Source organism: Phyllobacterium sp. CCNWLW109 (assembly GCF_037203905.1).
Lineage (GTDB): Bacteria > Pseudomonadota > Alphaproteobacteria > Rhizobiales > Rhizobiaceae > Phyllobacterium > Phyllobacterium ifriqiyense.
Map to the genome: position 1 here is coordinate 1 of NZ_JBBCBK010000008.1, position 24,709 is coordinate 24,709.

General features: G+C 52.5%; 21 protein-coding genes and 1 riboswitch. Of the genes, 5 read left to right on the forward strand and 16 right to left on the reverse strand.

Annotated features, from left to right (window positions below; all coding sequences use genetic code 11):
* The first annotated feature begins 234 nt into the window (after positions 1-234).
* Positions 235-1,293: a nucleotidyltransferase domain-containing protein gene (locus tag V9K92_RS22520; RefSeq protein ID WP_337355030.1), complete on the forward strand. Its 1,059-nt coding sequence runs from the start codon at positions 235-237 to the stop codon at positions 1,291-1,293.
* 38 nt (positions 1,294-1,331) lie between these two features.
* Here the strand turns inward: V9K92_RS22520 and gcvP are convergent, their stop codons facing one another.
* From gcvP to V9K92_RS22540, 4 genes are all read right to left on the reverse strand, one after another.
* Positions 1,332-4,130, reverse strand: a complete 2,799-nt coding sequence (gene gcvP / locus V9K92_RS22525; RefSeq protein WP_337355031.1) for an aminomethyl-transferring glycine dehydrogenase — start codon at positions 4,128-4,130, stop codon at positions 1,332-1,334.
* Positions 4,131-4,135: 5 nt separating this feature from the next.
* Positions 4,136-4,504 (reverse strand): glycine cleavage system protein GcvH, encoded by a 369-nt coding sequence (gene gcvH, locus V9K92_RS22530; RefSeq protein WP_115054060.1) that lies wholly within the window; start codon positions 4,502-4,504, stop codon positions 4,136-4,138.
* A 5-nt stretch (positions 4,505-4,509) separates the two neighbouring features.
* A complete protein-coding gene (gene gcvT / locus V9K92_RS22535) occupies positions 4,510-5,616 on the reverse strand; it encodes a glycine cleavage system aminomethyltransferase GcvT (protein ID WP_337355032.1) in 1,107 nt (368 codons plus the stop codon).
* A 161-nt stretch (positions 5,617-5,777) separates the two neighbouring features.
* A riboswitch (glycine riboswitch) is annotated at positions 5,778-5,875 on the reverse strand.
* 96 nt (positions 5,876-5,971) lie between these two features.
* The gene (locus tag V9K92_RS22540; RefSeq protein ID WP_115054062.1) at positions 5,972-7,018 is read right to left on the reverse strand and encodes an adenylate/guanylate cyclase domain-containing protein; all 1,047 of its coding nucleotides are present in this window, start codon (positions 7,016-7,018) and stop codon (positions 5,972-5,974) included.
* Between the two features lie 168 nt (positions 7,019-7,186).
* Here V9K92_RS22540 and V9K92_RS22545 point away from each other — a divergent pair, with 168 nt between their 5' ends.
* Positions 7,187-7,642, forward strand: a complete 456-nt coding sequence (locus V9K92_RS22545; RefSeq protein ID WP_115054063.1) for an Rrf2 family transcriptional regulator — start codon at positions 7,187-7,189, stop codon at positions 7,640-7,642.
* The gene (locus tag V9K92_RS22550; RefSeq protein WP_337355033.1) at positions 7,632-8,537 is read left to right on the forward strand and encodes an NAD(P)/FAD-dependent oxidoreductase; all 906 of its coding nucleotides are present in this window, start codon (positions 7,632-7,634) and stop codon (positions 8,535-8,537) included. The genes V9K92_RS22545 and V9K92_RS22550 overlap by 11 nt, the downstream gene beginning before the upstream one ends.
* Position 8,538: 1 nt before the next feature.
* Here the strand turns inward: V9K92_RS22550 and V9K92_RS22555 are convergent, their stop codons facing one another.
* Genes V9K92_RS22555 through V9K92_RS22570 form a run of 4 tightly spaced genes read right to left on the reverse strand, consistent with a single transcriptional unit; the run spans position 8,539 to position 12,052 of the window.
* Positions 8,539-9,381, reverse strand: a complete 843-nt coding sequence (locus V9K92_RS22555; RefSeq protein ID WP_115054065.1) for an iron chelate uptake ABC transporter family permease subunit — start codon at positions 9,379-9,381, stop codon at positions 8,539-8,541.
* The gene (locus tag V9K92_RS22560; RefSeq protein ID WP_115054066.1) at positions 9,378-10,235 is read right to left on the reverse strand and encodes a metal ABC transporter permease; all 858 of its coding nucleotides are present in this window, start codon (positions 10,233-10,235) and stop codon (positions 9,378-9,380) included. The genes V9K92_RS22555 and V9K92_RS22560 overlap by 4 nt, the downstream gene beginning before the upstream one ends.
* Positions 10,236-11,135, reverse strand: coding sequence for a manganese/iron ABC transporter ATP-binding protein (locus V9K92_RS22565; RefSeq protein ID WP_337355034.1), 900 nt, complete (start codon positions 11,133-11,135; stop codon positions 10,236-10,238).
* The gene (locus V9K92_RS22570) at positions 11,132-12,052 is read right to left on the reverse strand and encodes a metal ABC transporter substrate-binding protein (RefSeq protein WP_337355035.1); all 921 of its coding nucleotides are present in this window, start codon (positions 12,050-12,052) and stop codon (positions 11,132-11,134) included. Before V9K92_RS22570 ends, V9K92_RS22565 begins: the two co-directional genes overlap by 4 nt.
* 218 nt (positions 12,053-12,270) lie before the next feature.
* On the opposite strand from V9K92_RS22570, the gene V9K92_RS22575 reads away from it, so the two are divergent.
* On the forward strand, positions 12,271-13,266 hold the full coding sequence (locus V9K92_RS22575; RefSeq protein ID WP_337355036.1) for an ATP-binding cassette domain-containing protein: 996 nt from the start codon (positions 12,271-12,273) through the stop codon (positions 13,264-13,266).
* Positions 13,266-14,072, forward strand: a complete 807-nt coding sequence (locus V9K92_RS22580; RefSeq protein WP_115054071.1) for an ABC transporter permease — start codon at positions 13,266-13,268, stop codon at positions 14,070-14,072. The genes V9K92_RS22575 and V9K92_RS22580 overlap by 1 nt, the downstream gene beginning before the upstream one ends.
* 102 nt (positions 14,073-14,174) lie before the next feature.
* On the opposite strand, the gene V9K92_RS22585 is transcribed toward V9K92_RS22580, so the two are convergent.
* The 8 genes from V9K92_RS22585 to V9K92_RS22620 form a co-directional block, all read right to left on the reverse strand.
* The gene (locus tag V9K92_RS22585) at positions 14,175-16,571 is read right to left on the reverse strand and encodes an aldehyde dehydrogenase family protein (RefSeq protein WP_337355037.1); all 2,397 of its coding nucleotides are present in this window, start codon (positions 16,569-16,571) and stop codon (positions 14,175-14,177) included.
* Positions 16,572-16,581: 10 nt separating this feature from the next.
* A complete protein-coding gene (gene deoC, locus V9K92_RS22590) occupies positions 16,582-17,586 on the reverse strand; it encodes a deoxyribose-phosphate aldolase (RefSeq protein ID WP_370878687.1) in 1,005 nt (334 codons plus the stop codon).
* A complete protein-coding gene (locus V9K92_RS22595) occupies positions 17,583-18,590 on the reverse strand; it encodes an ABC transporter permease (protein ID WP_115054072.1) in 1,008 nt (335 codons plus the stop codon). Before V9K92_RS22595 ends, deoC begins: the two co-directional genes overlap by 4 nt.
* Positions 18,583-20,073 (reverse strand): sugar ABC transporter ATP-binding protein, encoded by a 1,491-nt coding sequence (locus V9K92_RS22600; RefSeq protein WP_337355038.1) that lies wholly within the window; start codon positions 20,071-20,073, stop codon positions 18,583-18,585. The genes V9K92_RS22595 and V9K92_RS22600 overlap by 8 nt, the downstream gene beginning before the upstream one ends.
* The gene (locus V9K92_RS22605; protein ID WP_337355039.1) at positions 20,063-21,058 is read right to left on the reverse strand and encodes a sugar-binding transcriptional regulator; all 996 of its coding nucleotides are present in this window, start codon (positions 21,056-21,058) and stop codon (positions 20,063-20,065) included. The genes V9K92_RS22600 and V9K92_RS22605 overlap by 11 nt, the downstream gene beginning before the upstream one ends.
* Positions 21,055-22,575 (reverse strand): FGGY-family carbohydrate kinase, encoded by a 1,521-nt coding sequence (locus V9K92_RS22610; protein ID WP_337355040.1) that lies wholly within the window; start codon positions 22,573-22,575, stop codon positions 21,055-21,057. The genes V9K92_RS22605 and V9K92_RS22610 overlap by 4 nt, the downstream gene beginning before the upstream one ends.
* 25 nt (positions 22,576-22,600) lie before the next feature.
* Positions 22,601-23,623 carry a galactitol-1-phosphate 5-dehydrogenase gene (locus V9K92_RS22615; protein WP_337355041.1) on the reverse strand — a complete coding sequence of 341 codons (1,023 nt, stop codon included), beginning with the start codon at positions 23,621-23,623 and terminating at the stop codon, positions 22,601-22,603.
* 74 nt (positions 23,624-23,697) lie between these two features.
* Complete coding sequence (locus V9K92_RS22620; protein ID WP_115054077.1) at positions 23,698-24,693, reverse strand: substrate-binding domain-containing protein; 996 nt, start codon at positions 24,691-24,693, stop codon at positions 23,698-23,700.
* Positions 24,694-24,709 lie beyond the last annotated feature (16 nt).

Consider the following 24,709-nt stretch of genomic DNA (forward strand, 5'->3'; position numbering starts at 1 on the left):
TCGTTGCAATCAACGAGAAGGTGGCACAATGACGTTTCTACTTTGCAGAAACAGGACACTTTAACTTTGCGGCTACAGCAGAAAATCACGTAATAATAGTTATGGAACTACCATTATCCCTTACGCATCAAGAAAACATCATTAAAGGGATAATTCGTTTATTTTCATAGTTTTAAACTTGCATAATATGCTATTATCCCTATTCTAAAGTTCATCGAACATTCTAGGGATAACATGATTAAATTCAAAACGTTATCATCAGAACAAATTCGCCAACAGGTTGATACAGCGCAGGTTTATGATGTTTATCGAACCAGCGCGAAAGACTATGAACAGCGGTTTTCTGGGTCTATGTCATGGAAGAAAAGCACCAATGACAAGACTTATCTTTACAAGAAGACCAATGGCATCTGGAAATCTTTGGGTCCGAAATCAGCCGCAACAGAACTGATACATAACCAGTTTCATTCGGGTCGCGACGACTCGAAGGATCGTATGTCGCGGTTGGCACAGCGTCTTGACCAGCTTGCGCCCGTTAACCGGGCTATGTCCCTTGGGCGCGTCCCGCTATTGACAGCCCGTATCATTCGGGCGCTCGACAAACTTGGCCTTATCGGAACAGCAGTCGACGTTGTTGGCACCAACGCCCTGTTCATCTATGAACGCATGGCTGCTGTTCATATCAGCGGCGGGCTATTGTCCACACAGGACGTCGACTTGTTGATGGATTCGCGTTTCAGTTTAAGGCTCATCGTTAAGGATTTCTCTAACAAAGGCTTGATCGGCCTATTGCAGAAAATTGATCACTCTTTTCGCCCTCTTGCCAAAAATGGATACCAGGCGGCAAACCGTGATGGGTTTCTGGTTGACCTTATCAAGCCTATGCCAAAAGATATTCTCTCCTCCAACGAGAAAAACCGCTTCAGCGCCGATGCCGAAGATTTGCAGGCGATAGAGATTGAGGGGCTTTCTTGGCTGGTTAACAGTCCCAAAGCATCCGAGACAGTGATAGACGAACGAGGATATCCAGTCAGTTTCTCCTGTCCCGACCCTAGAGCCTTCGCACTCCACAAATTGTGGCTTTCACGTCGTTCGGATCGAGATGCAGCCAAACGTTTGCGGGATGAGCAGCAGGCACGTGTCGTTGCCGAGCTTATCAATAAATACCTTGCCCACCTCTCCTTCCAATCGAGCGACCTACAGGCTTTACCATTTGCCCTACGCCAGCTTGCCTCGGAGTTCGACTCGGCTGCAGTTAAAAATGCACCTCCAAGCCTGACACCTGACTGGTAGCAAAAAAGAGCGCCGGACATGCCAGCGCTCTTTTTCTTTTAATTATATGCCGTCATGGGCGGGCAAGAACAAACCAGATTGCGATCGCCTGCAACATTGTCGATCCGGGAAACCGGTGGCCAATATTTCAGCAGATCCTCCGATTCTCCGCCGGGCAGACTTGCTACCTTGCGGCTATAGGGGTGCGACCAGTCATCAGCCAGAACATCGCCCGATGGATGCGGAGCGTTGACAAGTGGATTGTCATCTCTCGGCCACTCTCCGCTCGCAACTTTTGCAGCCTCACCCGCGATTGCGATCATCGCATCGCAGAAACGATCAATCTCGCGCTTCGATTCTGATTCCGTAGGTTCAACCATCAGCGTTCCAGCAATTGGCCAGGACATTGTAGGGGCGTGGAACCCATAATCAATCAGACGCTTGGATATGTCTTCAACACCAATTCCGGCACTTTCCTTAAGTACCCGAGTATCAAGAATACACTCATGTGCCACGCGATCATTACGGCCCTTGAACAACACAGGGTAATAATCCTTCAATCGTTCAGCAATGTAATTGGCATTGAGAATCGCCATTTCGGTTGCGCGCTTCAAGCCTGCTCCACCCATCATACGGATATACATCCATGTGATTGGCAGAATTGATGCGCTGCCGAATGGTGCGGCGGAAACCGCATTGCCGGTGCCATTCATCACATGTCCAGGCAGGAATGGAGCCAGATGCTTCTTAACACCAATCGGGCCGACACCGGGTCCCCCGCCTCCATGCGGAATGCAGAAGGTCTTGTGCAGGTTCATGTGGCAGACATCCGCGCCAATATCACCGGGACGTGCAAGCCCAACGAGCGCGTTCAAATTGGCGCCATCAAAATAGACCTGACCGCCATGTTCATGAACGACAGCGCAAATATCTTTGACCCCCTCCTCGAATACGCCATGTGTTGACGGGTAGGTAATCATCAATGCGGCAAGATTGGCGCTGTGTAATTCAGCCTTTGCTTTCAGATCATCGAGATCAATGTCGCCCGCCTCTTCGCAAGCAACAACGACCACCCGCATCCCCGCCATATGCGCACTGGCAGGATTGGTGCCATGGGCCGATTCAGGGATGAGGCAAATATCGCGATGATCATCGCCGCGATCCAAATGATAGCGACGGATTGCAAGAAGACCGGCATACTCGCCTTGGCTACCGGCATTTGGTTGCAGTGACACGGCATCAAAGCCTGTGATCTCTGAGAGCCAAGCTTCAAGATCATCGGTCAGCGACTTATAGCCCAGCGCATGATCTGCCGGTGCGAAAGGATGCACATTGGCAACGCTTTGCCAGCTTACGGGAAGCATTTCTGCTGCAGCGTTCAGCTTCATCGTGCAGGAACCGAGCGGAATCATCGCACGGTCAAGCGCCAGATCCTTATCGGCAAGCCGACGAAGGAAGCGCATCATTTCGGTTTCCGAACGCTGTTGATGGAAGACAGCCTGGGTCATGAAACCCTCGGCAGGCCGCGAGCTTGGCAACTTTGAGCCGGGATCATTCAGCACCTTGGCACCGAACAAACCGGCAAGCGCTACCAGATCCTCGTCCGTCGTTGTCTCATCTACAGTGATACCTAGTCTGTCCGCATCAATATGGCGGAGCAGTCGTTCGCCTTTTTCGGCGCTGACCGCAATAGCATCTGCTCTACCCGGAACGCTGACCGTGACCGTATCGAAGAATTGCGACCCACTTAATTCAAGGCCCACAGCCTCAAGTGCAGCCGCCAATCTTGCAGCCTTTGCGTGAACTTGGCTGGCAATAGCCTGAAGCCCCTGCGGACCATGCCAGATGGCATAGGATACCGCCATGTTCGCAAGCAGTGCCTGCGCTGTACAGATATTCGACGTAGCCTTGTCGCGGCGAATATGCTGCTCGCGTGTCTGCAATGCGAGACGGTATCCCGCCCTGCCTTTGCTATCGACCGATTGGCCGACCAGCCGACCTGGAATAAGCCGGGTTAGATTTTCAGTCACCGCGAGGTAAGCGGCATGGGGGCCACCATAACCTACGGGAACGCCAAAGCGCTGCATGGAACCTGCAGCAATGTCGGCACCCAGCGACGCAGGTGATGCAGTGACCGTCAGAGCAAGCGGATCGGCAACTGCAATAACAAGTACGCCTGCGGCCTTCGCAGCCTTGATAACAGCAGAGTGATCCCTGTAGACCCCGTAAGTATCCGGCCAAGGTACGATGACAGCGGCTGCAGTATTATCAATCTCGCCGCCATTGACCGTCATGCCCAGGGGTTCAGCACGAGTTCTGACCACGTCCAGGATTTGCGGATGAACATCTCCGGCAAGGACAATTCGCGTACGCTTTTCTCGGTGATGGCGATAGGCAATCCCTACGGCTTCCGCAACAGCGGTTGCCTCGTCAAGGAGCGACGCGGAAGCGACGGGCAGTCCTGTCAGCTCGGCCACCAGCGTCTGGAAGTGAAACAGGAGCTCAAGACGGCCTTGGCTGATTTCAGACTGATATGGCGTGTAGGCCGTATACCACGCCGGATTCTCAAAGAGGTTGCGTTGGATCACTGCCGGAACATGGGTACCGTGATATCCTTGGCCAATATAACTTTTGAAGGTCTTGTTGTGGCCCATCTTGGCGGCCAGTTCGGCGAGTGCTTCGGCTTCATTAACCGCCTCTGGAATATCAAGGGGTTTTTCGAGCCGGATAGACTTTGGAACAGCCTGTGAAATCAACGTATCGAGTGAAGGAATACCAAGCGCAGCCAACATGGCGCGCGAGCCTTGCGTACTAGGGCCGATATGCCTGTCGGCAAATGGGAATATGCTCTTGTTCATGATGTTCAACCAATAATCGCTTTGTAACCGGCTTCATCAAGCAAGCCTGTCAATTGTTCAGTGTTGGAAAGCTTCATCTTCCAAAGCCAGCCATCGCCGGTAGCGGCAGAATTGATCAGGGCCGGATCACTTGCGGTCGCTTCGTTCACTTCTGTGACTTCACCATCTAGCGGCGCGTATACATCGGAGGCAGCCTTGACAGATTCAACAACAACAGCTGCATCACCTTTGGAAAGGCTGGTGCCGATATCGGGCAACTGAACAAAAACGAGATCGCCGAGCTGATCCTGTGCATGATCCGTAATACCGACCGTTGCGATATCGCCATCAACGCGTACCCATTCATGATCTTCGGTAAAGTAAGTGGTTGCCATTTGTATTATCCTTTGTGGTAGCGATGTGGCGTGAAGGGAAGTGGATGAATGTGGACCGGAATGCGATTTCCGCGCACTTCAGCAAAAATCGGCACCGTTGCGGCAAGAATGTCCTTATTGACGTATCCCATCGCCACCGGATGACCAGCGGAGGGACCGAACCCGCCCGAAGTGACAATGCCGACATGTTTTCCGTCCGCATCAATGAGGACAGTCTCAGAGCGAACCGGTTGGCGACCATCGGGTTTCAAGCCAACCCGCTTTCGCGCGCTACCCGAGGCAATCTTTTCGAGCAGAGCTTTGGCGCCGATAAACCCGGCCTTCTCACGGACAGCTTTTCCAATTGCCCAAGTAAGGCCTGCATCTACCGGGTTAAAGTCAGGGGTAATGTCGTGACCATGCAGACAAAGACCGGCTTCCAACCGAAGACTGTCACGGGCCGCAAGTCCGACCCAAGCCACTCTCTCGTCCTTGAAGAGCGTCTCTACAAGCTCAACGGCATCGGTCGCAGGCAATGCAATTTCGAAACCATCTTCACCCGTATAGCCTGAACGACTCATGAACCAGCCCGGCCTCGGCTCAAAGCCATGCATGAAAGCTAGCTCGGTCCCCGAAATCCCTGCTTTATGCAGAACATCGGCTGCTTGCGGGCCTTGAATGGCCAGAAAAACACGGTCTAGCGCATCGATCTTGCAGTCAAAATCTTTTGCGACACCGCGCAGGTGCGCCTCGTCGGCCGCCGCATTGCCGGCATTGGCCACCACCATGTAATGAGCGGCACCCAAACGGGTTACGATAAGATCGTCGAGTATGCCTGCCTGCTCGTCGAGAAAAAACGTGTATTTGGATTGTCCCGGTTGCAATGCCCCTGCATCCAGCGGGCATGCACGTGACAAAAGCGCTGTTGCGCCTGGACCCGAAACATCGAACAATTGCATATGGGAAATGTCAAAAAGCCCGGCGTTTTCGCGCGCATGAAGATGTTCCTTCATCACCCCCAGCGGATAGGTGATAGGCATTGACCATCCGGCAAATCCACCAAAGCGCGCACCGGCAGCTTTATGCAGATCATCAAGTGGTAGTGATTTTAATTGTTCTTCTTCGTTGCCCATTACTTCTCCAGAGTCGCGCAAAGACCTCCGCCACAACGACGGAATGTTTCTTTGCCCCTCTGTCGGAAGCCTGAGAGACTCGCACAGCCGTTACGGGACCTTGGTCCCAGCTGAACTTACACCTTCGGCGCGAGGTTTCCCCCGACTTTCCAGAGTTGCCTTACCCGTTTGCGGTTCTTGATACCTGAGAGATTTCGGGCGATTTCCCCTTCGGTGGCTCTGCACATCACTGCACAGAACACTCTCCCGCAAACTGACAGGGCCTTATGATTCTTCAATCCCAAGGCCCTCGACAAGCCCGGACCATAGCCTAGCGCAACGACCCTGTCATCCGCACAAATGGCAAATTTGGCGCTTAATGAACAAAATTTGTCGAAGTGGGGATATTTGCCGCACGCTTCAACGCCATGACTCCGAGCGTCTGCCCCCTACCCTTCACGGCATGCATTCCAAGAAATTCCGGCTGAATATCGCCTTCGAACTCCACTCGCTTTGCGAGATCTCCGGAAATCAATACTGGTGCATCAAGTGTCCGACAAAGCGTTTCCAGCCGCGCAGTGGTGTTCACCGTGTCACCAAAATAGGTAATCTTGTGATGATCGACCCCTATTTCCGCAGTAATAATGGGACCACCGTGAAGGGCTGCGCGAAGTTGTGGAACACGTCCAAAATTTTTCAGCCACTTTTCCCGGTCTGCCTCAATGGAATCGAGAATAGCGAAGACGCATTTTACGCTATTGCCATTCTTGGTGCCTCTCGCCATTGGCCAAGTAATAATGGCGGCATCGCCAATATAATCGTCAATGGTCCCCCTATATCTGCGTACTGGCTCGGCAAAGGCTGCGAACAACGCTCCAAGGAACTGCTGGGCCCGCAGATCACCAAATTCCTGGGCAAAGGAAGTCGACCCAACCAGATCGATAAACAGGAATACCCGCTCCTCTTCGATGGGCTTGCGGTAACGCCCGATAAGAAGACTTGAAAAGACGTCACGCCCCAACAATTCGCGTACCCGCGCAACGAAACTGACGACGAGCGAAACACCCAGCGCGGCGAACATGGCGCTAGCGGGCAAAATTGCGATTTCACGCCAGGATTCGTAAGTTTGGTAACCTATAAATCCCAACAGGAGCCGACATAATGCGGAGCCTACATACATCAAAATGTATGTAACGATGAGCATGGCAATCAGATAAAGCGGGGTCGAAAGCGCGGCAATTCTTGCATAGAGTCGAGGAAACAATGCCCCACGCTCGAGTGCGATAATGGGTACGCAAGTAAAAAGCGCAAAAACGGAACCTACAATTGATGGTTCTCCGTAAAAGGCCCAGCTAAAAAGTGCGCCGCTTATGGAAACGACGCACAGAATGAATATCCAAAATCCTCCGGAGTATCTGTTCATGTCTGCTCGCTCCGCAGCAGAAGTAAGTTGGGCGGATTGATCAACATGCACATCTCCGGATAACCGTTTGACCTTATGTAGACGCTTTTGCTCGCTGTCCAAGATGAGTTGAAGAATTTATTTCACGCAATCTTGACGTGCGCTGAATCACGCATCATATATTGTTACATGAAAAGAAACAGCCGCCTTTCCGCCGTCCTTCACGTCATTCTCCACATGGCAGAGCGCGCCAAACCCATGACATCGGAGGAATTGGCCAAACATATGCATACAAATGCCGTTGTCGTCCGCCGGACAATGGCGGGATTGCGAGATGCCGGATTTGTGCGATCCGAGAAGGGCCATGGTGGTGGCTGGATTATCGCACGCGACCTCAACACTTTAACTCTTCGCGACATTTACAACGCGCTTGGCTCCCCTGACTTTTTTGCTTTGGGCAATAGAGCCGACGCACCCGATTGCCTTGTGGAACAGTCGGTCAATCATGCGCTCGACACTGCATTTCAAGAAGCCGAAGCCCTTATCATTGAACGGCTCGGCACGATAACACTCGCCGATCTCGCCGCCGATTTTCACCGGCGTTTTGATGCGATCAGAAAGGAGAGAAAATCCCATGACCTATGACGTTATTGTTGTTGGGGGAAGTTATTCCGGTCTTGCAGCAGCGTTGCAAGTCGCCCGTTCACGTCGCAATGTACTTGTTGTGGACGCAGGCGAGCGCCGCAACCGATTTGCTGAAACCTCTCACGGATTCCTGACACAAGACGGCAGTTCGGCTGTACAGATTGCGCATGTTGGGCGCGAGCAGCTATTGGCTTATCCGAATGTCACCTGGGTTGATGCCCGTGCGGAAAATGCCGAAGGTATCCTCGATGCCTTCACTGTCGGCACCTCATCCGGAGCAAATTACAAGGGTCGGCGTCTTATTCTGGCAACAGGTGTCACGGACATATTGCCAACAATACCCGGTCTTCGCGAACGGTGGGGCAAGAGCGTTTTTCATTGTCCCTATTGCCACGGTTATGAAGCAGGTGGCGGCGATATCGGCGTTTTGGCGACAAGTTCCTTGTCTGCCCATCAAGCTTTAATACTTGCCGACTGGGGCAATACCAAGCTTTTTGTCAACAACATGTTTGAGCCTAGTGACGACCAATTGGCGGCTCTGGCTGCGCGTAATGTGACGCTCGATTATGGGACGATTGCCGCCATATCGGGCGAAGAGGCACAGCCGATTGTAGAGTTTTCTGATGGTCGTGCCCTATCGCTTACCGGATTGTTTACTCTTTCGCGCACCGTTGTCACTGGTCCACTCCCGCAACAATTGAAGTGCGCGCTGGAAGATGGACCGCTCGGAACATTCATTCAAACGGACGCAAGCAAACTAACGTCGGTTCCTGGTGTCTATGCCTGCGGCGATACAGCCCTTATGGCCGGTTCGGTCTCCTTTGCCGTGGGCGACGGCGCTAGGGCGGGGGTTTCAGCACATCAATCGCTAATATTTCCCAGCCCAATGCACTGATTTACATCGGCTGCGTCTCGGTTCGAGCTTGCCGATAGGACACCAGTACCAGCGCACCGATGAAAGTTCCCGTCATCAACAGAACGATGGTCGGCGCCGGCGCGCTGTCAATGAAGAAAGCAAAATAAGTACCGAAGAAAGAGGCCAATACCGCAACGACGACGGAGACGAGAAGCATTTTACTGAATGTCCGGGTAAGCAAAAAAGCAATTGCTCCCGGCGCGATCAACATGGCAATTGCTAATATGATGCCAACAGCTTTTAGAGCGCCCACAATCGTCAGGGAAATCAGGCAAAGCAGCCCATAATGCAGCAATCCCACACGTAATCCAACTGCGCGGGCTTGCACCGTATCAAATGCGTGAAGCAAGAAATCGCGCCATTTAAACATGATAGTTCCGGCTGTGATCGTTGCGATGATCGCCGTCTGGGCGATATCGCTCCAGCTGATACCGAGCATGTCACCAAACAATATATGGTCGAGGTGAACGTCTGACTGGATTTTCACATATAGCACGAGACCAAGGCCGAACATGCCGGAAAAAACGACGCCCATAACTGTGTCCTGCTTGATACGGCTGTTTTCCTTCAAAAACCCGGTGGCAATTGCGCAGAACATGCCTGCCACAAAGGCTCCGACCGCATAGGGCAAACCAACAATATAAGCGATGACTACTCCTGGAAAAACAGCGTGCGAAATGGCGTCGCCCATCAGCGACCAGCCCTTTAGCACCATGAAACAGGAGAGCAAAGCTGTCGGAATTGCTACGAGTACTGAGATGATCAACGCATTAATCATGAATTCGAACTGAAAGGGCAAAAGCAGGGTTTCAAAGACGCTCATAATGCGACCTCCTGCATTTCTGCAGCGCGACGCCGGGCTGCGATCAGTCCATGTTTGGGCGCGAAGATAAAAGCGACCAGAAAAATAAGCGTCTGCAACAGGACAATGATTCCGCCAGTAGCCCCGTCGAGAAAATAGCTAATATAGGCACCGGCAAAGCTTGTCATTGCACCGATGACAACAGCGATGACGAGCAGCCGCGGAAATCGATCCGTTAAAAGATAAGCGGTGGCGCCGGGCGTCACGACCATGCAAATAACCAGAAATGCGCCGACTGTCTGTAAAGCTGCTACGGTCGACGCCGATAAAAGCGTAAAGAACATGATTTTGAGCGCTGTTGGATTGAGACCGATAGAGCGTGCATGACTCTCATCGAAAAAAACAACCATAAGATCTTTCCATTTTACCAGCAGAATAGCCAGCGAAACGAAACCGATAATAGCAAGTTGGAGCGTGTCTTCCGGTGTAATCGCCAGGATATTCCCCAGAACAATTGTCTGGATATTCACGGACGTCGGAGAGAGTGACACCATGAACAGGCCGAGACCGAAAAAGGATGAGAAGATCAAACCGATGATGGCATCTTCCTTGAGCTTCGTACGCTGGTTGAGAAACAACATCGCAGCGGCGGCCAGTCCTCCCGAAAAGAATGCACCAATTGAGAAAGGCAGCCCAAGCATATAGGCACCAGCCACACCCGGAACGATGGAATGCGAAAGCGCATCCCCGATAAGAGACCAACCTTTCAGCATGAGATAGGCCGACAGGAAGGCGCAGACACCGCCCACCAACGCCGAAACCCACATGGCATTGATCATATATTGATAAGAGAAAGGTTCGAGCAGCAATGTCATCTAACGTGGTCCATTGCTTTTGGGATTTACAGTATTGTCGTAGAGCACGAAGGGCCGCTCATCATCGGTAATCACGCCGACAGGACGTCCTTCACCTGCGTGCGGTGCATCAAGCTTGAAATGACGCAGCACGCCGCCGAATGTCCGTTCCAGATTTTTCTGTGTGAATGTCTCGGCCGTCGGACCATAAGCAAGTACGGTGCGATTGAGTAGAACAGTGCGGTCACAGAACTCCGGTACGCTACCAAGATTATGCGTTGAAACCAAAATTACCCGCCCCTCGTCGCGCAGGGCACGCAGCAATATGATAATCGCCTCTTCCGTTTTCACATCCACGCCGGTGAATGGCTCATCCAGCAAAATGACCCGTCCATCTTGTGCTAATGCGCGGGCAAGAAATACCCGTTTCTTTTGGCCACCCGAAAGCTCGCCAATTTGGCGTTTGCGAAAATCGGTCATTCCCACGCGCGCGAGGGCATCCGATACTGCCTGCCGATCTGCAGCCTTGGCGATACGCATCATGCCCATGTGGCCATAACGGCCCATCATGACAACATCTTCCACCAAGACCGGAAAATTCCAGTCTATATCCTCGCTTTGAGGAACGTAGGCAACAAGGTTCTTTTTCAAGGCTTCATTTACTGACTGGCGAAGAACTGAAATCGTTCCTTCGGAAGCCTTTATAAAACCCATGATTGCCTTGAAAAGCGTTGACTTGCCGGAACCATTAACTCCCACTAGCGCAGTGATAGTGCCTGTAGGGATTTCAAACGTCGCATCGCGCAACGCCGTATGACCGTTGCGATAGATTACCGTAGCGCCCTTTACCGAAATGCCCCCACCCGCGTCAGACGACGCGGGTGAATATCTGCGAGCCGATTGAAACGATTGGGCGTTCATTGCGTGATACCTTTGGCAAGGCCTTCCGCAACCCGGCTGGATGTGACGCGTAAGAGATCTATGTAGGTTGGGACTTCACCACTCGCGTCGGTAAGCGAGTCCACATAAAGAACGCCGCCATAACTTGCGCCGGTTTCCCGTGCGACCTGCTTGGCAGGATCAGCCGAGATCGTGCTTTCCGAGAAGACCACGCCGATCTTGTTCGCCCGGACCGCATCAATCACCTTGCGTACTTGTTGAGGCGTGCCTTGCTGATCTGCATTGATAGGCCAGAGATAAACTTCTTTCAGATCAAAATCGCGAGCCAGATAGGAGAACGCGCCCTCGCTGGACACCAACCAGCGCTTTTCTTCTGGAATGGCTGCAAGCTCGTCCTTAATCGGATCAATCGCTGCCTTGATTTGCCCCTTGTAGGTCTCGGCGTTTGCCTCATAGGTTTCAGCATTAGCCGGATCATATTTTACAAAAGCGTCGCGGATATTATCAACGTAAATCAGCGCCGCTGTCGGGGACATCCAGGCATGCGGATTTGGTTTACCCGTATAGGGCCCTTCAGCAATGCCCATCGGCACCACACCCTGCGAAACAACGACTCCTGGAACGTCTTTTAAATTGGCAAAGAACTTTTCAAACCAGAGCTCGAGATTGAGGCCATTCCATAAAATAAGTTGGGCACCCTGCGCTTTCTGGATATCGCCAGGCGTTGGCTGATAATTATGAATCTCCGCGCCTGGCTTGGTAATAGATTCAACAATCGCCGCATCACCAGCAACATTGCGCGCAATGTCGGCAATAACCGTAAATGTGGTCACCGCCTTGAATTTGTCCTGTGCCGCTGCGGGGATGATCGTCAAAATCATTCCCAAGACCGCGCCCATTATTCCGGTCAACACGGACCGCCTCACTCCATCCAGCATAGCCTCTCCTTATTGCAATTGAGTTGCAACTGCATCCTTAGCGAGGATCATCAATTATTGCAAGTGCGAATGATTTGCAAAAAGACCTGGCAGTATCTGTCAGGAATGAATTGTGAGCAGCTCGTACAACTTTGACAGAAAATGCTGGCATTGATATCTGTTCGCTCTTGCCGCCGCTGATCCCTACCTGACATTTCGCCAATTTAAGGACTGTGACGATGGCCGACACCGCTGCGCCGAACAATGGCGTTTCATCTTTAGCAATCGAAGCGCATGGGCTAACCAAAAATTTTGGCAATGTCCGCGCCGTGGACGGTATTGATCTTACCGTGCCGCGCGGCATGATCTTTGGCATCCTCGGACCAAATGGTGCTGGCAAGACCACCTTGTTACGCATGCTGGCGACGTTGCTGCCGGCAGATGCGGGATCGGCAAAGGTGCTGGGTTTTGATTTGAAGGACTCGCCTCACGAGGTGCGCGGATCGATTGCCATGACCGGTCAATTTGCCTCGCTTGACGAAGATCTGACGGGACGTGAGAATCTAATCTTGCTGGCAAGACTATGGGGTTTCCGCGGACGCAACGCCAAGAAACGTGCCGATGATTTGCTAACAGCTTTCGACCTGATGGATGCGGCTACCAAGCAGGTAAAGGATTATTCTGGAGGTATGCGCCGAAGGCTGGACATCGCCGCGTCGCTTGTTGTTACTCCCGGGGTTCTTTTTCTCGATGAACCAACAACCGGTCTCGACCCGATGGCACGCAAGAGTGTTTGGCGTATGATCCGCTCTCTTTCCGAGGCGGGCGTTACGATACTTTTGACCACGCAGTATCTTGAGGAAGCTGACCAGCTCGCCGCTCGCATCGCTGTCATCAATCATGGCAAAAAGATCGCCGAGGGCACCAGCCGCGAATTGAAAGCTGCAACTGGCTCCGGCTTTCTGCACCTGACATTGGTTGAGCATTCACGCATTGACGAAGCGGAGCAGGTGCTTGAAGAAATAACAGGTAACAAGCCCCAGCGAAGCTCGGAAGGTGCGGCCTTATCATTGATGATTGATACGCCTCAAAATGCCAATCGTGCTCTGGCCGCTTTAATAAAAGCCGACATCGAACTTGCTGATTTCTCTATGGGTGCGCCAAGCCTAGACGAAGTGTTTTTCGCTTTGACTGGCCAGATTACCGAGCCTCAGATTACTGACGGAGAAGCGTGATGGACGATAATAAGGCAACAGTTGCACTTATCCATGCTGCCCGCCCTCCTCAACCTTCAGCATTTTCCAATGCGCTTGTGTTTGGCTGGCGGGCAGTATTGAAATTTAAACATGTCCCTGAACAGCTTTTTGATCTGGTGATGACGCCGATCATGTTCACCCTGCTCTTCACCTTCGTCTTCGGCGGCGCGCTCTCAGGGTCAACATCAGCCTATTTGCAGTATTTTTTGCCAGGCATCCTTGTACAGACCGTGGTGTTCAATTCAATGTACTCGGGAATGGGTCTGAGTACAGATCTTGGCAAGGGTCTGTTTGACAGGTTTCGTTCATTGCCAATCTGGTCTCTCTCGCCTTTCGCCGGTCTGATGGTCGGCGATATCCTGCGCCATCTCATCGCGTCCCTGCTTATTCTGATAATAGGGATTATTCTTGGCTATCGGCCGGAAGCTGGGATTATAGGTATCGTCGAGGCTTTGCTGTTGCTTATTGTTATAGGTTTTGGCTTTGGCTGGATATTTCTGGTGCTGGGATTGGTCATGCGTACGCCCAATACGGTCATGACAATGGCGTTCACCGGCATCATGCCGTTGGTTTTCGCATCGAACATCATGGTTGATCCAGCAACAATGCCCAGTCTGCTTAGGGCATTCGTCGAGGTCAATCCTGTATCGTTGATGACGACAGCTATGCGCGGTCTTATGGCTGGCAATGCGACAATGGTTCAAATTGGCGCAGCATTGATCGCGCCTGTTCTATTGACCATCACACTCGCGCCGCTCACGCTTTGGCTCTATCGCCGTAAATAAACAGGCCAAAACAATCCGAGTGATTGAAATTGGGAACCGAATGTGAACATTCGGCTCCCAATCCTATCACTACCGACAGTACTGTCCGCCTATGTAAGTTTCTTACTCGCCATAAGGAACCCATATATTTTTGACTTGTACAGCCCGGCGCAAATATTCCTTGCCTTGCGCCTTGCCGCCCAGCCAGTCGCACTGACGGCCATTGCTGACCCATGTGGCCTTCAAATTTCCACATGAGGCTCGCTCCACCATGGCACTGCCTTCCTTGGAGCCGATATACCAGATCGCATCAACTTCATCATGTTCGGCCAAAGTTTTGGCAAGAACATCGCTTTCACCCGTGATGATATTAATCACTCCGCCGGGCACGTCGGATGTGTCGAGCACCTGATACAGATTGGTTGCAAGCAGTGGATGGCGAGCAGACGGCACGACCACCACACGATTGCCCATCGAAATGGCCGGAAGCACCAGCGAAACAAAGGACAGAAGCGGGTTTTCATCCGGGCAAACTATACCCACAATGCCAAAGGGCTCATTCATAGCCAGCGTCACATGGCGTGACTTGGTCGCGTGGACAGCACCATCATACTTGTCGGCCTGTGCAGCATAATAGAAGATGCGTCGCAGCGCCGTATCAAACTCTTCTGACGCCGCCTTGGCCGACACGCCGGTGCTTTCGACCAAAAGTGCTTCGAATTCCGCACGGCGGGCATCAAGATTTTCGCCAAGATAATAAAGCACCTGAGCGCGGTTGTGTGCAGTTGCACTTCCCCAGCCTCCAGCTTTAGTTGCCGCTTCTACCGCATTACGAATGTCTTTCCGATTGCCGATGCCGGCATGGCCGACGATCTGACCGCCTTTGCCAAGGACGGAATAGGAGTAGCCTCCGTCCGGCCGAGCTTGTTTGCCGCCGACATAGTTCTTGGCCGTACGGTCAATGGATCCACCCTGAGCAACCTTTGCATCTCCGTCCGGGGCCGCCGATAGTTTCAAAGGCTGTTCGGCCTTTGCCAGAGGCAAGCGCTTTTCCCAATCGGCGGTGAGATATTCATAAAGACCTTCGCGACCACCTTCCCTACCAAAGCCGGATTCGCGATAGCCGCCAAAGCCTGCGCCGGCATCGAGAAGATTGGTTGAGTTGATCCAGACAACACCAGCTTTCACCCGTGCAGCCATATCAAGGGCCAGGTTGATATTTTCTGACCAGATTGAAGCGGCAAGCCCGTATTTTGTATTGTTCGCCAAGGCAATTGCCTCGTCGGGTGTACGGAAAGTAGTCGTCGTCGCGACAGGACCAAATATTTCGACTTCGCAGACAGTCGACGCCGGATCCACATCCGTAAAGAAAGCTGGAGCAAAGAAATTACCTTTGGCCGGGAGTTTTACAGGCGCTTGCCAAAGTGTGCCCCCTTCTGTCTTGCCCTTTTCAACAAGCGACGTCACGCGTTTCAACTGACCTGGCGAAACCAAAGCACCGATATCCATTGTCTTGTCGAGTGGATCTCCAACACGCAGCGTTTCCATGCGTTTGCGCAGCTTGTTGTAAAAGCGCTCGGCAACACCTTCCTGCACAAGAATACGGGATCCAGCGCAGCACACCTCACCTTGATTGAACCAGATTGCATCAACGACCCCTTCAATGGCGCCGTCAATATCCGCATCTTCAAAAACAATGAAGGGCGACTTGCCACCGAGTTCCAAGGAGAGCTTTTTTTCCGATCCGGCAATCTGCTCGCGGATGATCCGGCCAACCTCGGTGGAGCCGGTAAATGCTACTTTGTCCACATCCTTATGGCCGCAAATAGCAGCACCAGTTGTGCCATCGCCATGAACAATATTCACCACACCCGCAGGCAGACCCACCTCATGGCAGATCTCCGCGAAAGCGATAGCCGTTAACGGCGTCAGTTCGGCAGGTTTAAGGACAACGGTGTTACCGGCAGCAAGTGCCGGAGCGACCTTCCATGCCAGCATAAGCAAGGGAAAGTTCCATGGAATGACCTGACCGCAAACCCCGACCGGAGAATATCCTTCGAATTCTGTCTCGACCATTTCTGCCCAACCGGCATGATGATAGAAATGACGGGCGACAAGCGGAATATCGATATCCCGCGTCTCCCGGATAGGCTTGCCATTATCCATTGTTTCCAACACGGAGAAAAAGCGCTCACGCTTTTGTATATGCCGTGCAATGGCGTAAAGATATTTGGCCCGCTCATGCCCGGGCAATACCGACCATTTTCCGAATGCTGCGCGAGCAGCCTTTACCGCCGCATCCACATCAGCGGTCGTGCCATGCACCACTTTTCCCAACGGAGAACCGTTTGCAGGGTTCATGACGGCAATCAGATCGCGACCTTCAATGCTGGTGAACTTACCATTGATGAAATGTCCGAAACCTTGGTTATTGGCATCGAGCCAGGCTTGAACGTCAGTATTACTTTCCGGTGCCGGGCCATATTCCATGGTGCGAAGAATATCCTTGATCTGTCCCATGTTTGATTCCTTAAGCGAGTGCATGGCGCGACGACGCGGCGTAGCGGCCCGTCACATAATGTTCGAGTTGCCGTTCGATATCTCCAAGCATCGAGCTGGCGCCAAGGCGGAAAAGATCCGGCTGCAGCCAGGGCAGGCCCAATTCCTCCTTCATCAGGATCAGCCAATTCATGGCGTCCTTGGCAGTCTTCATACCGCCGGCAGGCTTGAATCCAACGATCTGGCCCGAATATTCGCCAAAATCACGCAAGGCACGCAACATGATCAAACTGACAGGCAAAGTTGCATTGACATCTTCCTTGCCTGTGGATGTCTTAATGAAATCGGCACCAGCCTGCATTGCAACCATGGAAGCACGATAAACATTGCGTAGCGTATTGAGGTCGCCAGTTGCGAGAATTGCTTTCAAATGCGCATCGCCAGAGGCCTCGCGCATCTGCACGATCTCGTCGTAGAGCGCTTCCCAATTCTGCGTAAGAACCTGCTCGCGATTGATAACAATATCAATTTCCTTGGCACCCTCGCCTACCGCATATTTGATTTCGGCAAGTCGCTGCGGCAGTGGCGTCAAGCCAGCGGGAAAGCCGGTCGCAACCGATGCAACAGGAATGTTCGTTCCGCGCAAAGCCTTAACAGCGTGCCCAACCATAGTAGGATAAACGCACACCGCGCCCGTCGTGATATTGGCATCGCCAAGGCCAAGCGCTTCAAGTATGTCTATGCGAACCGGACGTTTTGCCTTCGCGCAAAGCCGCTGAACACGCCCTGCCGTGTCGTCACCTGCCAGTGTGGTGAGGTCAATACATGTGATCGCTTTTACCAGCCAAGCAGCCTGATATTCCTTCTTTACGGTCCGGCGTGTCGTCAGAGTGGCAGCACGGCGTTCCGTGGCAGAACGGTTGACAGCAATATCCTCAAACCACTCAGGTTTCAGTTCAGTGCCGGTGTTGCGCGCATGAGCTTTCTGCACGGCTAAGTGCGTGCCCTTGGCAACCGATAAGTCTTGCGTGTTCATCCACGACCCTTCCTGTGATCTATGAAGCGATTGAGCAAAATAGCTGCAACTATGATGAGTCCGGTGACGGTCATCTGATAGAAGGAGCCCAATCCCAGAAGATTGAATATGTTTCTAAGAACTTGAAGCAACATTACGGCAAAGAATGTGCCGAGAACACCACCGCGACCGCCAAAAAGGCTTGTACCGCCAAGGACAACTGCTGCGATGGCGTCAAGCTCCAGGCCTTGCGCTGCTGTTGGCTGACCGATGCGCAAACGCGATGTCAAAAGAATTCCACCGAGAGCCGCCATGAAGCCGGAAACAGCAAAGACGGCCGTGACAATCAAGCGGGTGGGTAGACCGGAAAGACGGGCAGCTTCCGGATTGCCACCTGTCGCAAACACATACTCACCAAAGACTGTAAGCCGCAGCACAAGCCCTGCCACAATGCAAAGGCCTATAAAGATCAGCCCCATGGACGAAATGGCAAAGCCGGGAAAGATTGGCACCATCGTTGAGCCGATGGCGGCAAAACCTTGCGGCAGCCCGCTGACTGGCACGCCATCGGTCAGAAGATAGGTAATGCCCCGGAAAGAGACGAGGCCGGCCAAAGTTACAATGAAGCTCGGCACTTGTGCCAGAGCGCTCGTCGCACCCATGGCTGCGCCACAGGCTGTTCCCGCCAAAACCGTTATTGCAACTGCGATGAATGGATCGAAACCGTTGGACATGAGTACTGCCACCAGCATACCGCACAGTGCTACAATGCTGCCCACAGACAAATCAATATTCCCTGTGAGAATGACAAAGGTCATCCCAATGGCAACGACGCCTACCACGGCTGCCTGTTGGAAGAGGTTGGCTATGTTTGCGAAAGTCAGAAAATTATCAGACAACGTTGTCGCGATCGCTACCACCGCCAAAAAGATGACAATGAAATTATACTCGATACCGAGATCAATGGCCCGTTTACCCAACCCCGGCGAAGGCAGCTGAGCGGCGGATATTGCTGTTTTAGACATGGTGTTCACCCAATATTGTAGCCCGCAGAATTGTATCGCGGTCGGTGATGGACGGATCATATCGTCCAATATTGCGGCCCTCATGGAAGACCCAGATTGCATCGCAGGCAGCATAGAGTTCTTCGAGTTCGCTGCTGGCAACAATTACCGCTGCGCCATCTTCTGCCAATTTATCCACCAGATTATAGAGATCGGCTTTCGCCCCAATATCTAGACCACGGCTTGGCTCATCCAGCAGAAGTACACGGGCGCCATTGATGATCCACTTCGCCAGGACAATTTTCTGCTGATTGCCACCGGAAAGCTGCACCACAGCCTGTTCCGGCTTGCCATACTTGGTGGAAAGACTTTGAAGGACCGGTGTTGCCTTCTGTTTTTGGAGCGAATGGCGCGTCAACCAGCTCTGGCGCATGGAAGGTAACGTCGCGTTTTTGTAGATCGGCGCGTGTAATATCAAACCCTCGGTCTTGCGGTTCTCCGGTACGAGGCCCAAACCACATCGAATAGAGTCTGCCGGATGACGTGGATGGAAGTTCTTGTCTTCCAGCAATATCTCACCTTCGAAATGGTGCGCTCCAAACAAAGCTTTCAGAAACGACGTGCGGCCTGATCCGTTAAGTCCGGTAAGGCCGACAACTTCACCCCAGCGCACATCAAGTCCAGAAATATTGAGACCCTCTGCACCACGCAGCCTGTTGACTTTCAACGCTACCTTGCCTGTAACCGGCTTGCGGACCTTACGTTCAATCAGCGAACGCTCCTTGCCTATGATGGCGGTAACAAGTTGCTCATCGGTGGTGTCAGCAATATCGTACGTTCCGATAGTCTTGCCGCCGCGCAAAACCGTAACCCGATCACCGATCTCACGCAATTCACCAAGCCGGTGACTGACATAAACAATTGCGACGCCATGCTTCACCAAATCGCGGATAACTTCGAATATGCTCTTCAGCTCAGTCTCATTGAGCGATGCCGAAGGCTCATCCATGATAATGATTTTCGCATCCATGGTGAGCGAGCGGGCGATCGCGGTCAGCTGCTGGTTGGCAACAGATAGAGTTTCAACACGCGCATCGGCGGCGAAATTTGCACCAACCCGCCGCAAAGCTTCGTGGGCGCGCTTGCGCCTTGCCTTGTGATCAATCAGACCAAACTTGCCCGGCGCATGACCGAGAAATAGATTTTGTTCGACAGTTAGTTGCGGGACAAGATCCAACTCCTGATAGATCATGGAAATGCCAAGTCGCGATGCTTCTGCCGGACTGCGCAATTCTACAGGATTACCTTCCAGCGCAAGCTGTCCGCCTGTTGGCCGAAAAGCTCCCGCTATGATTTTGAGCAGCGTCGACTTCCCGGCACCATTTGCCCCGAGCAGACAGTGGACCTCACCTGCACGGACTTCAAGCGATGCCGATTCCAGTGCAATAATGTTCGGCAGAAATGTCTTTGAAACGTTTTTAACCGTCAGAACGTCACGTGTCATTGCTTATCCCCAATGCGTAACGGGCGGTGGCCTCATCGGTAACAATGACCGATACGTAGCCGGCTTTTAACACTGAGGTTGCAATCTTGAACTTTTCCTCACCCGCGACCACACCAATTGACCACTGCTTGTTTTTCAGCAGTTCAAGGCGCATGCCAACGGTACGGTCATCAATCGCTGTATCAACGATTTTGCCATCCTTATCGACGAAGCGTCCGAGAATATCACCCACGGCGCCGGCATCTTTAAGCCGGTCTATATCTGCTTCATCCAGATAGCCGGAACTTAGCAGCACTGATTCATGGGTAATTCCGCCCATGCCAAAGCAGACAATATCAGCCTGCATGGCTAGCTTCAGTACACGTTCAATAATTGGATCTTCTTCAAGAACCTCGCGCGTGCTCTTTTTCCCGACAATAGCAGGAACAGGCAAAAGCGTTGCGGTGCCATTGCCAGCCTTGGCGAACTCTTCTGCCACGGCACTGGTGTGTGTTACCGTCGAGCGCAAATTGGTCGCGCCATTAACCAGCACGACATGCACACCAGGATTCCAATTATTGGGCAGAAAGCGCGCCACGGCCGACATTGTGCGACCCCATGAAACGCCGATCAGTTCTGCCTTTGGATTAAGTCCTGCCAAATACCGCGCGGCAGCCTGGGCAACACTCTCCATAAGCAGAGCTGAATCGGTTGAACCGCCCGAAGGAACGACAATTGCATCGCGAAGACCAAACTCCTGCTGCAACCTCACCTCGAGTTCCGTCTTCCGGTAAGCACGCGGCGTTATCTCAATCCGGACAACACCCAATTCCTTCGCCTCAGTCATGAGGCGGGCGATCTGCCAGCGGGTCAGACCAAGTTCCTTGGCGATCTCGCTCTGGGTTTTGTCGAGATCATAATAAAGCTTGGCTACGCGAACCATGAGATGTTCACGCTGCTCATCGGAGGGCAATCGTACGGACGGGTTTTGACGTGCATCGTTCATCGTTCGGCTCCTGCCCTTTGCCGTGCACTCAAGGCGTGGAGCACCGGCGTCAATGATTCCGTTGCATTTCTATAAAGTTCCATCGTCTCGCGATAGCGTTTTGACCGTTGCGCATCCGGAAGCATTTCTTTGGTCGGAGCAGCACAGGCTTCAGACGCAGTGATCAAATCCGGAAACAGACCGAGAGCATGGGCAGAACAGACGGCTGTACCGACAAGCGAAAGATTATCGTCATACGCAACATGTACCGAACGCTGCAGAGCATCCACTGTTGCTTGCAACCATAGTGGATTTTTACAGATGCCGCCGGCAACGACAATCCGCTCGACGTTGACACCGCGCTGTTCAAGGACAGCAACGACATTGGCTGAGCCTAATGCGATGGAATCAACGGCCGAAGCGTATAGGTCTGCCCGGTCGTGTCCAAGGGACAGTCCAAGTACGGCACCGCGTAGATCAGCGTCGCGGTATGGCGTACGGTTTCCCATCCAGTAGTCCAGAGTCAACAAACCCGAACCGCCCCCAGATGCATTGGAGGCCTTCTTGATCAGATCGGTATGTCCTTGCTCATCAAGGCCGAATAGCTTCTGGCTGAACCAGTTAAGGATCGAACCGGCCGACACCTGCCCGGCTTCTACCAGCCAAAGCCCATCCACCAACGCATTTGGATAAGGACCCCAGAAACCGCTTACGTCACTTTGTTCATTCAAATGGGTCAAATGAACAACTGATGTTCCGCCAATGATTAGCATTCCGCCAGCGGCAACTGTACCGGCACCGAGCATTCCTATATGGGCGTCGATACCGCCCTGCACAACGATTGCTTGTCCGGAAATACCCAAGGCATCCGCAATGCCTGGTTGCAAATTTCCGATAACATCGCCTACTGGAATAATCCGCTGCGGTAGTTTTTGCTGCAATCGGGAAATGCCAAGCGCATCATAAATTTCCGGAACGAAACTGCCGTTTTTGGAATCATAGTTCCACTTGCAGGCGGCATTCATGCGCGAGCCGGACCACTCCCCACAGAGCCGGAAATTGATAAAATCCAGCGCTTCGCAGATGACGTCCGCTTTCTCAAAAATCGCAGGCTCATTGGCAGAAAGCCACATCGCCTTGGGCACCAGCCATTCGGCAGCGTCGCCACCGCCGCTATAATCCATAACCGGATGTTTTACTGTTTCAGTGGCTCGGGCTTCTTCGCTGGCACGGCAATCCATCCATAGAATTGCCGGATAAAGCGGCTTGCTTTCCTTGTCACAAACGACAACCGAAGAAGCCGTTGTGGCCGCGCATACAGCTGCAATTTCGTTGGAGCCGCATCGAGCGATTGCCTCACGCCCAGCTGTCAGCACCGCAGCCCACCAGTCCTCAGCCTGCTGCTCTGCCCAGCCAGCACGCGGATAGGTTGTATCATAACTAGCTTCCGACAAAGAGAGCATTACTCTGCCCCCTACATCGTAAACTCCAGCCCTGACACCTCCCGTGCCGAGATCAAAGTTCAGAACCAATGTCACTCTTGTATCCTCCCTTTCCACACCATTATGGGCGGAACATCACTTTCGAGAAGAACATGGATTTGTCGGTCCGGAATTTTTCAAACATGCCTGGCAATTCAGCGAGATCAAGGTCGTGGGTGATCATAAACTCCCATTCGAGTTCGCCAGAGCCGAGTTTGTCCAATGTAACGGTCCACTGGCGACCAGGATATGGGGAGCCAAAGGAATTCCATGAACCGTGCAGCGATATCTCTTGGCGGAGAAAATGTTGGAACGTCTTGTTTTCCAAAGCCACTTCCGCAACCGGTATCCCAATGAAAACAACATGCCCGCTTGGCGCTGCCAACTTCACCGCCATATTGACTGACGAAGGATGCCCTGCAGCTTCGACAATTGTATCGCAGAGCAAATCAGCTGGAATCTCAGCACCGGCAAGAAACGTATGCTTGGCACCTGCACGCCGCGCCATCGCCAGTTTCTCTTCGGAAACATCGATTGCTACAACTTCGCTGGCTCCCATCAGCCGCATCCATTGGATAGCGAACAGACCAATGGGACCGCAACCGATGACACCGCCACGTTGACCCATTGTCATTCCGCCTGCTTTCCAGATCGCGTGGAGCGCAATTGAAGCAGGGTCGGTCATTGCCACCGCTCGCGGATCTATATTTTTTGGCGTCTTCAACAAATTGGATACCGGAACACAGACATATTCCGCATAGGCCCCATCACGGCGTGAACCGAAATAATCATAGTCCCGGCAGCGCGAAAACTGTCCCTGCTGACATTGGTCACATTTATAGCATGGCAGCATCGGTGGAATAGCCACAAGTTCGCCAATTTCGAAACCTTCAACGCCCTCGCCAATTTCGGTGATATGCCCGGAAAACTCATGACCGCAAATGAGCGGCATCTTGTGTGCGCCCTTGATCAGCATACGCGGCATGTCAGAGCCGCAAACACCAACAGCTGCAACCCGTATTTTCACATGGCCGGAAAGCAATTGTGGAATCGGGACATTTTCAAGACGAATATCGCCTGGGGCATAAAGTACTGCAGCACGCATCTGGTAATCCTTGGAATTGATAAAGAGATCGCGGGGCAGGATGTGCCCTGCCCCGCAGGCCTTGGGAGAGGCTATTACTGACCGAGAACGCTCGGGCGATATTCGGCAAAAAGTCCCTGACGCGGGAAATCAGCAACATTTTTGGAGGTGACAAGTGTCGAACCTGCATCGACGAATTTCGCTACTTCCTTCTTGGCAGATGCCTCCCGCGCGACCTGAATCGTAACGTCCCCGAGATATTTCGGATCGTTGAGAGCTGAACCGATATAGTTGCCACCATCGGCAATGATGCTCAGCGCTTCAGACAAGCCGTCAACACCCGCAACGAGAACATCATTCCGGTTATTCTCCTTGAGTACCTGCAAAGCTCCAAGCGCCATATCGTCATTATGGGCATAGACAACTTTAACATCAGGGTTTGCCTGCAACAGATCCTGCATAGCCGTTACCGCATTGGCGCGAATATATTCAGCATAAGGCCCCTCGACGATGGTGTGGCCAGTACCCTCCAGGGCCGCATGAAAGCCATCTCGGCGATCCATCATGACAGCGCCGCCAGCATCCCCTTGAATTTCAATAATCTTGGCCTTTTCAACTCCGTCCGCTTTCAATCTGGCTACGACAGCTTCACCGACCAATTGGCCCATTTTCTTGTTATCGCGACCCACATGAGCAGTTACACCAGTACCGTTAACGCTACGATCCACCGTGATCACCGGGATACCAGCAGCCACAGCTGCTTCGAGTGATGGAACGACCGCATCCGGGTTGACCGGATTGATAATGAGCGCATTGACGCCCTGTGTAATCAGATCCTGGATATCATTGTTCTGCTTGCTGACATCTCCGTTTGCATCAAGAAATATCAATGTATCTCCGCCCGCCTTAGCCGCGGCCTCCGCACCGGTTTTCAATTGAACATAAAACGGAGATTGCAGAGTTACCTGGCTAAATCCAATCTTCAAACCCTCAGCGTGAGCCGAGAGCACGGGCATTCCCAAACCAAATGCGAGAGCAAGCGTAAAAACAGAAGCAGCGGTTTTCGTAACGAAACGACGACGGTTGAGCATGGTGTTCCTCCCCAGA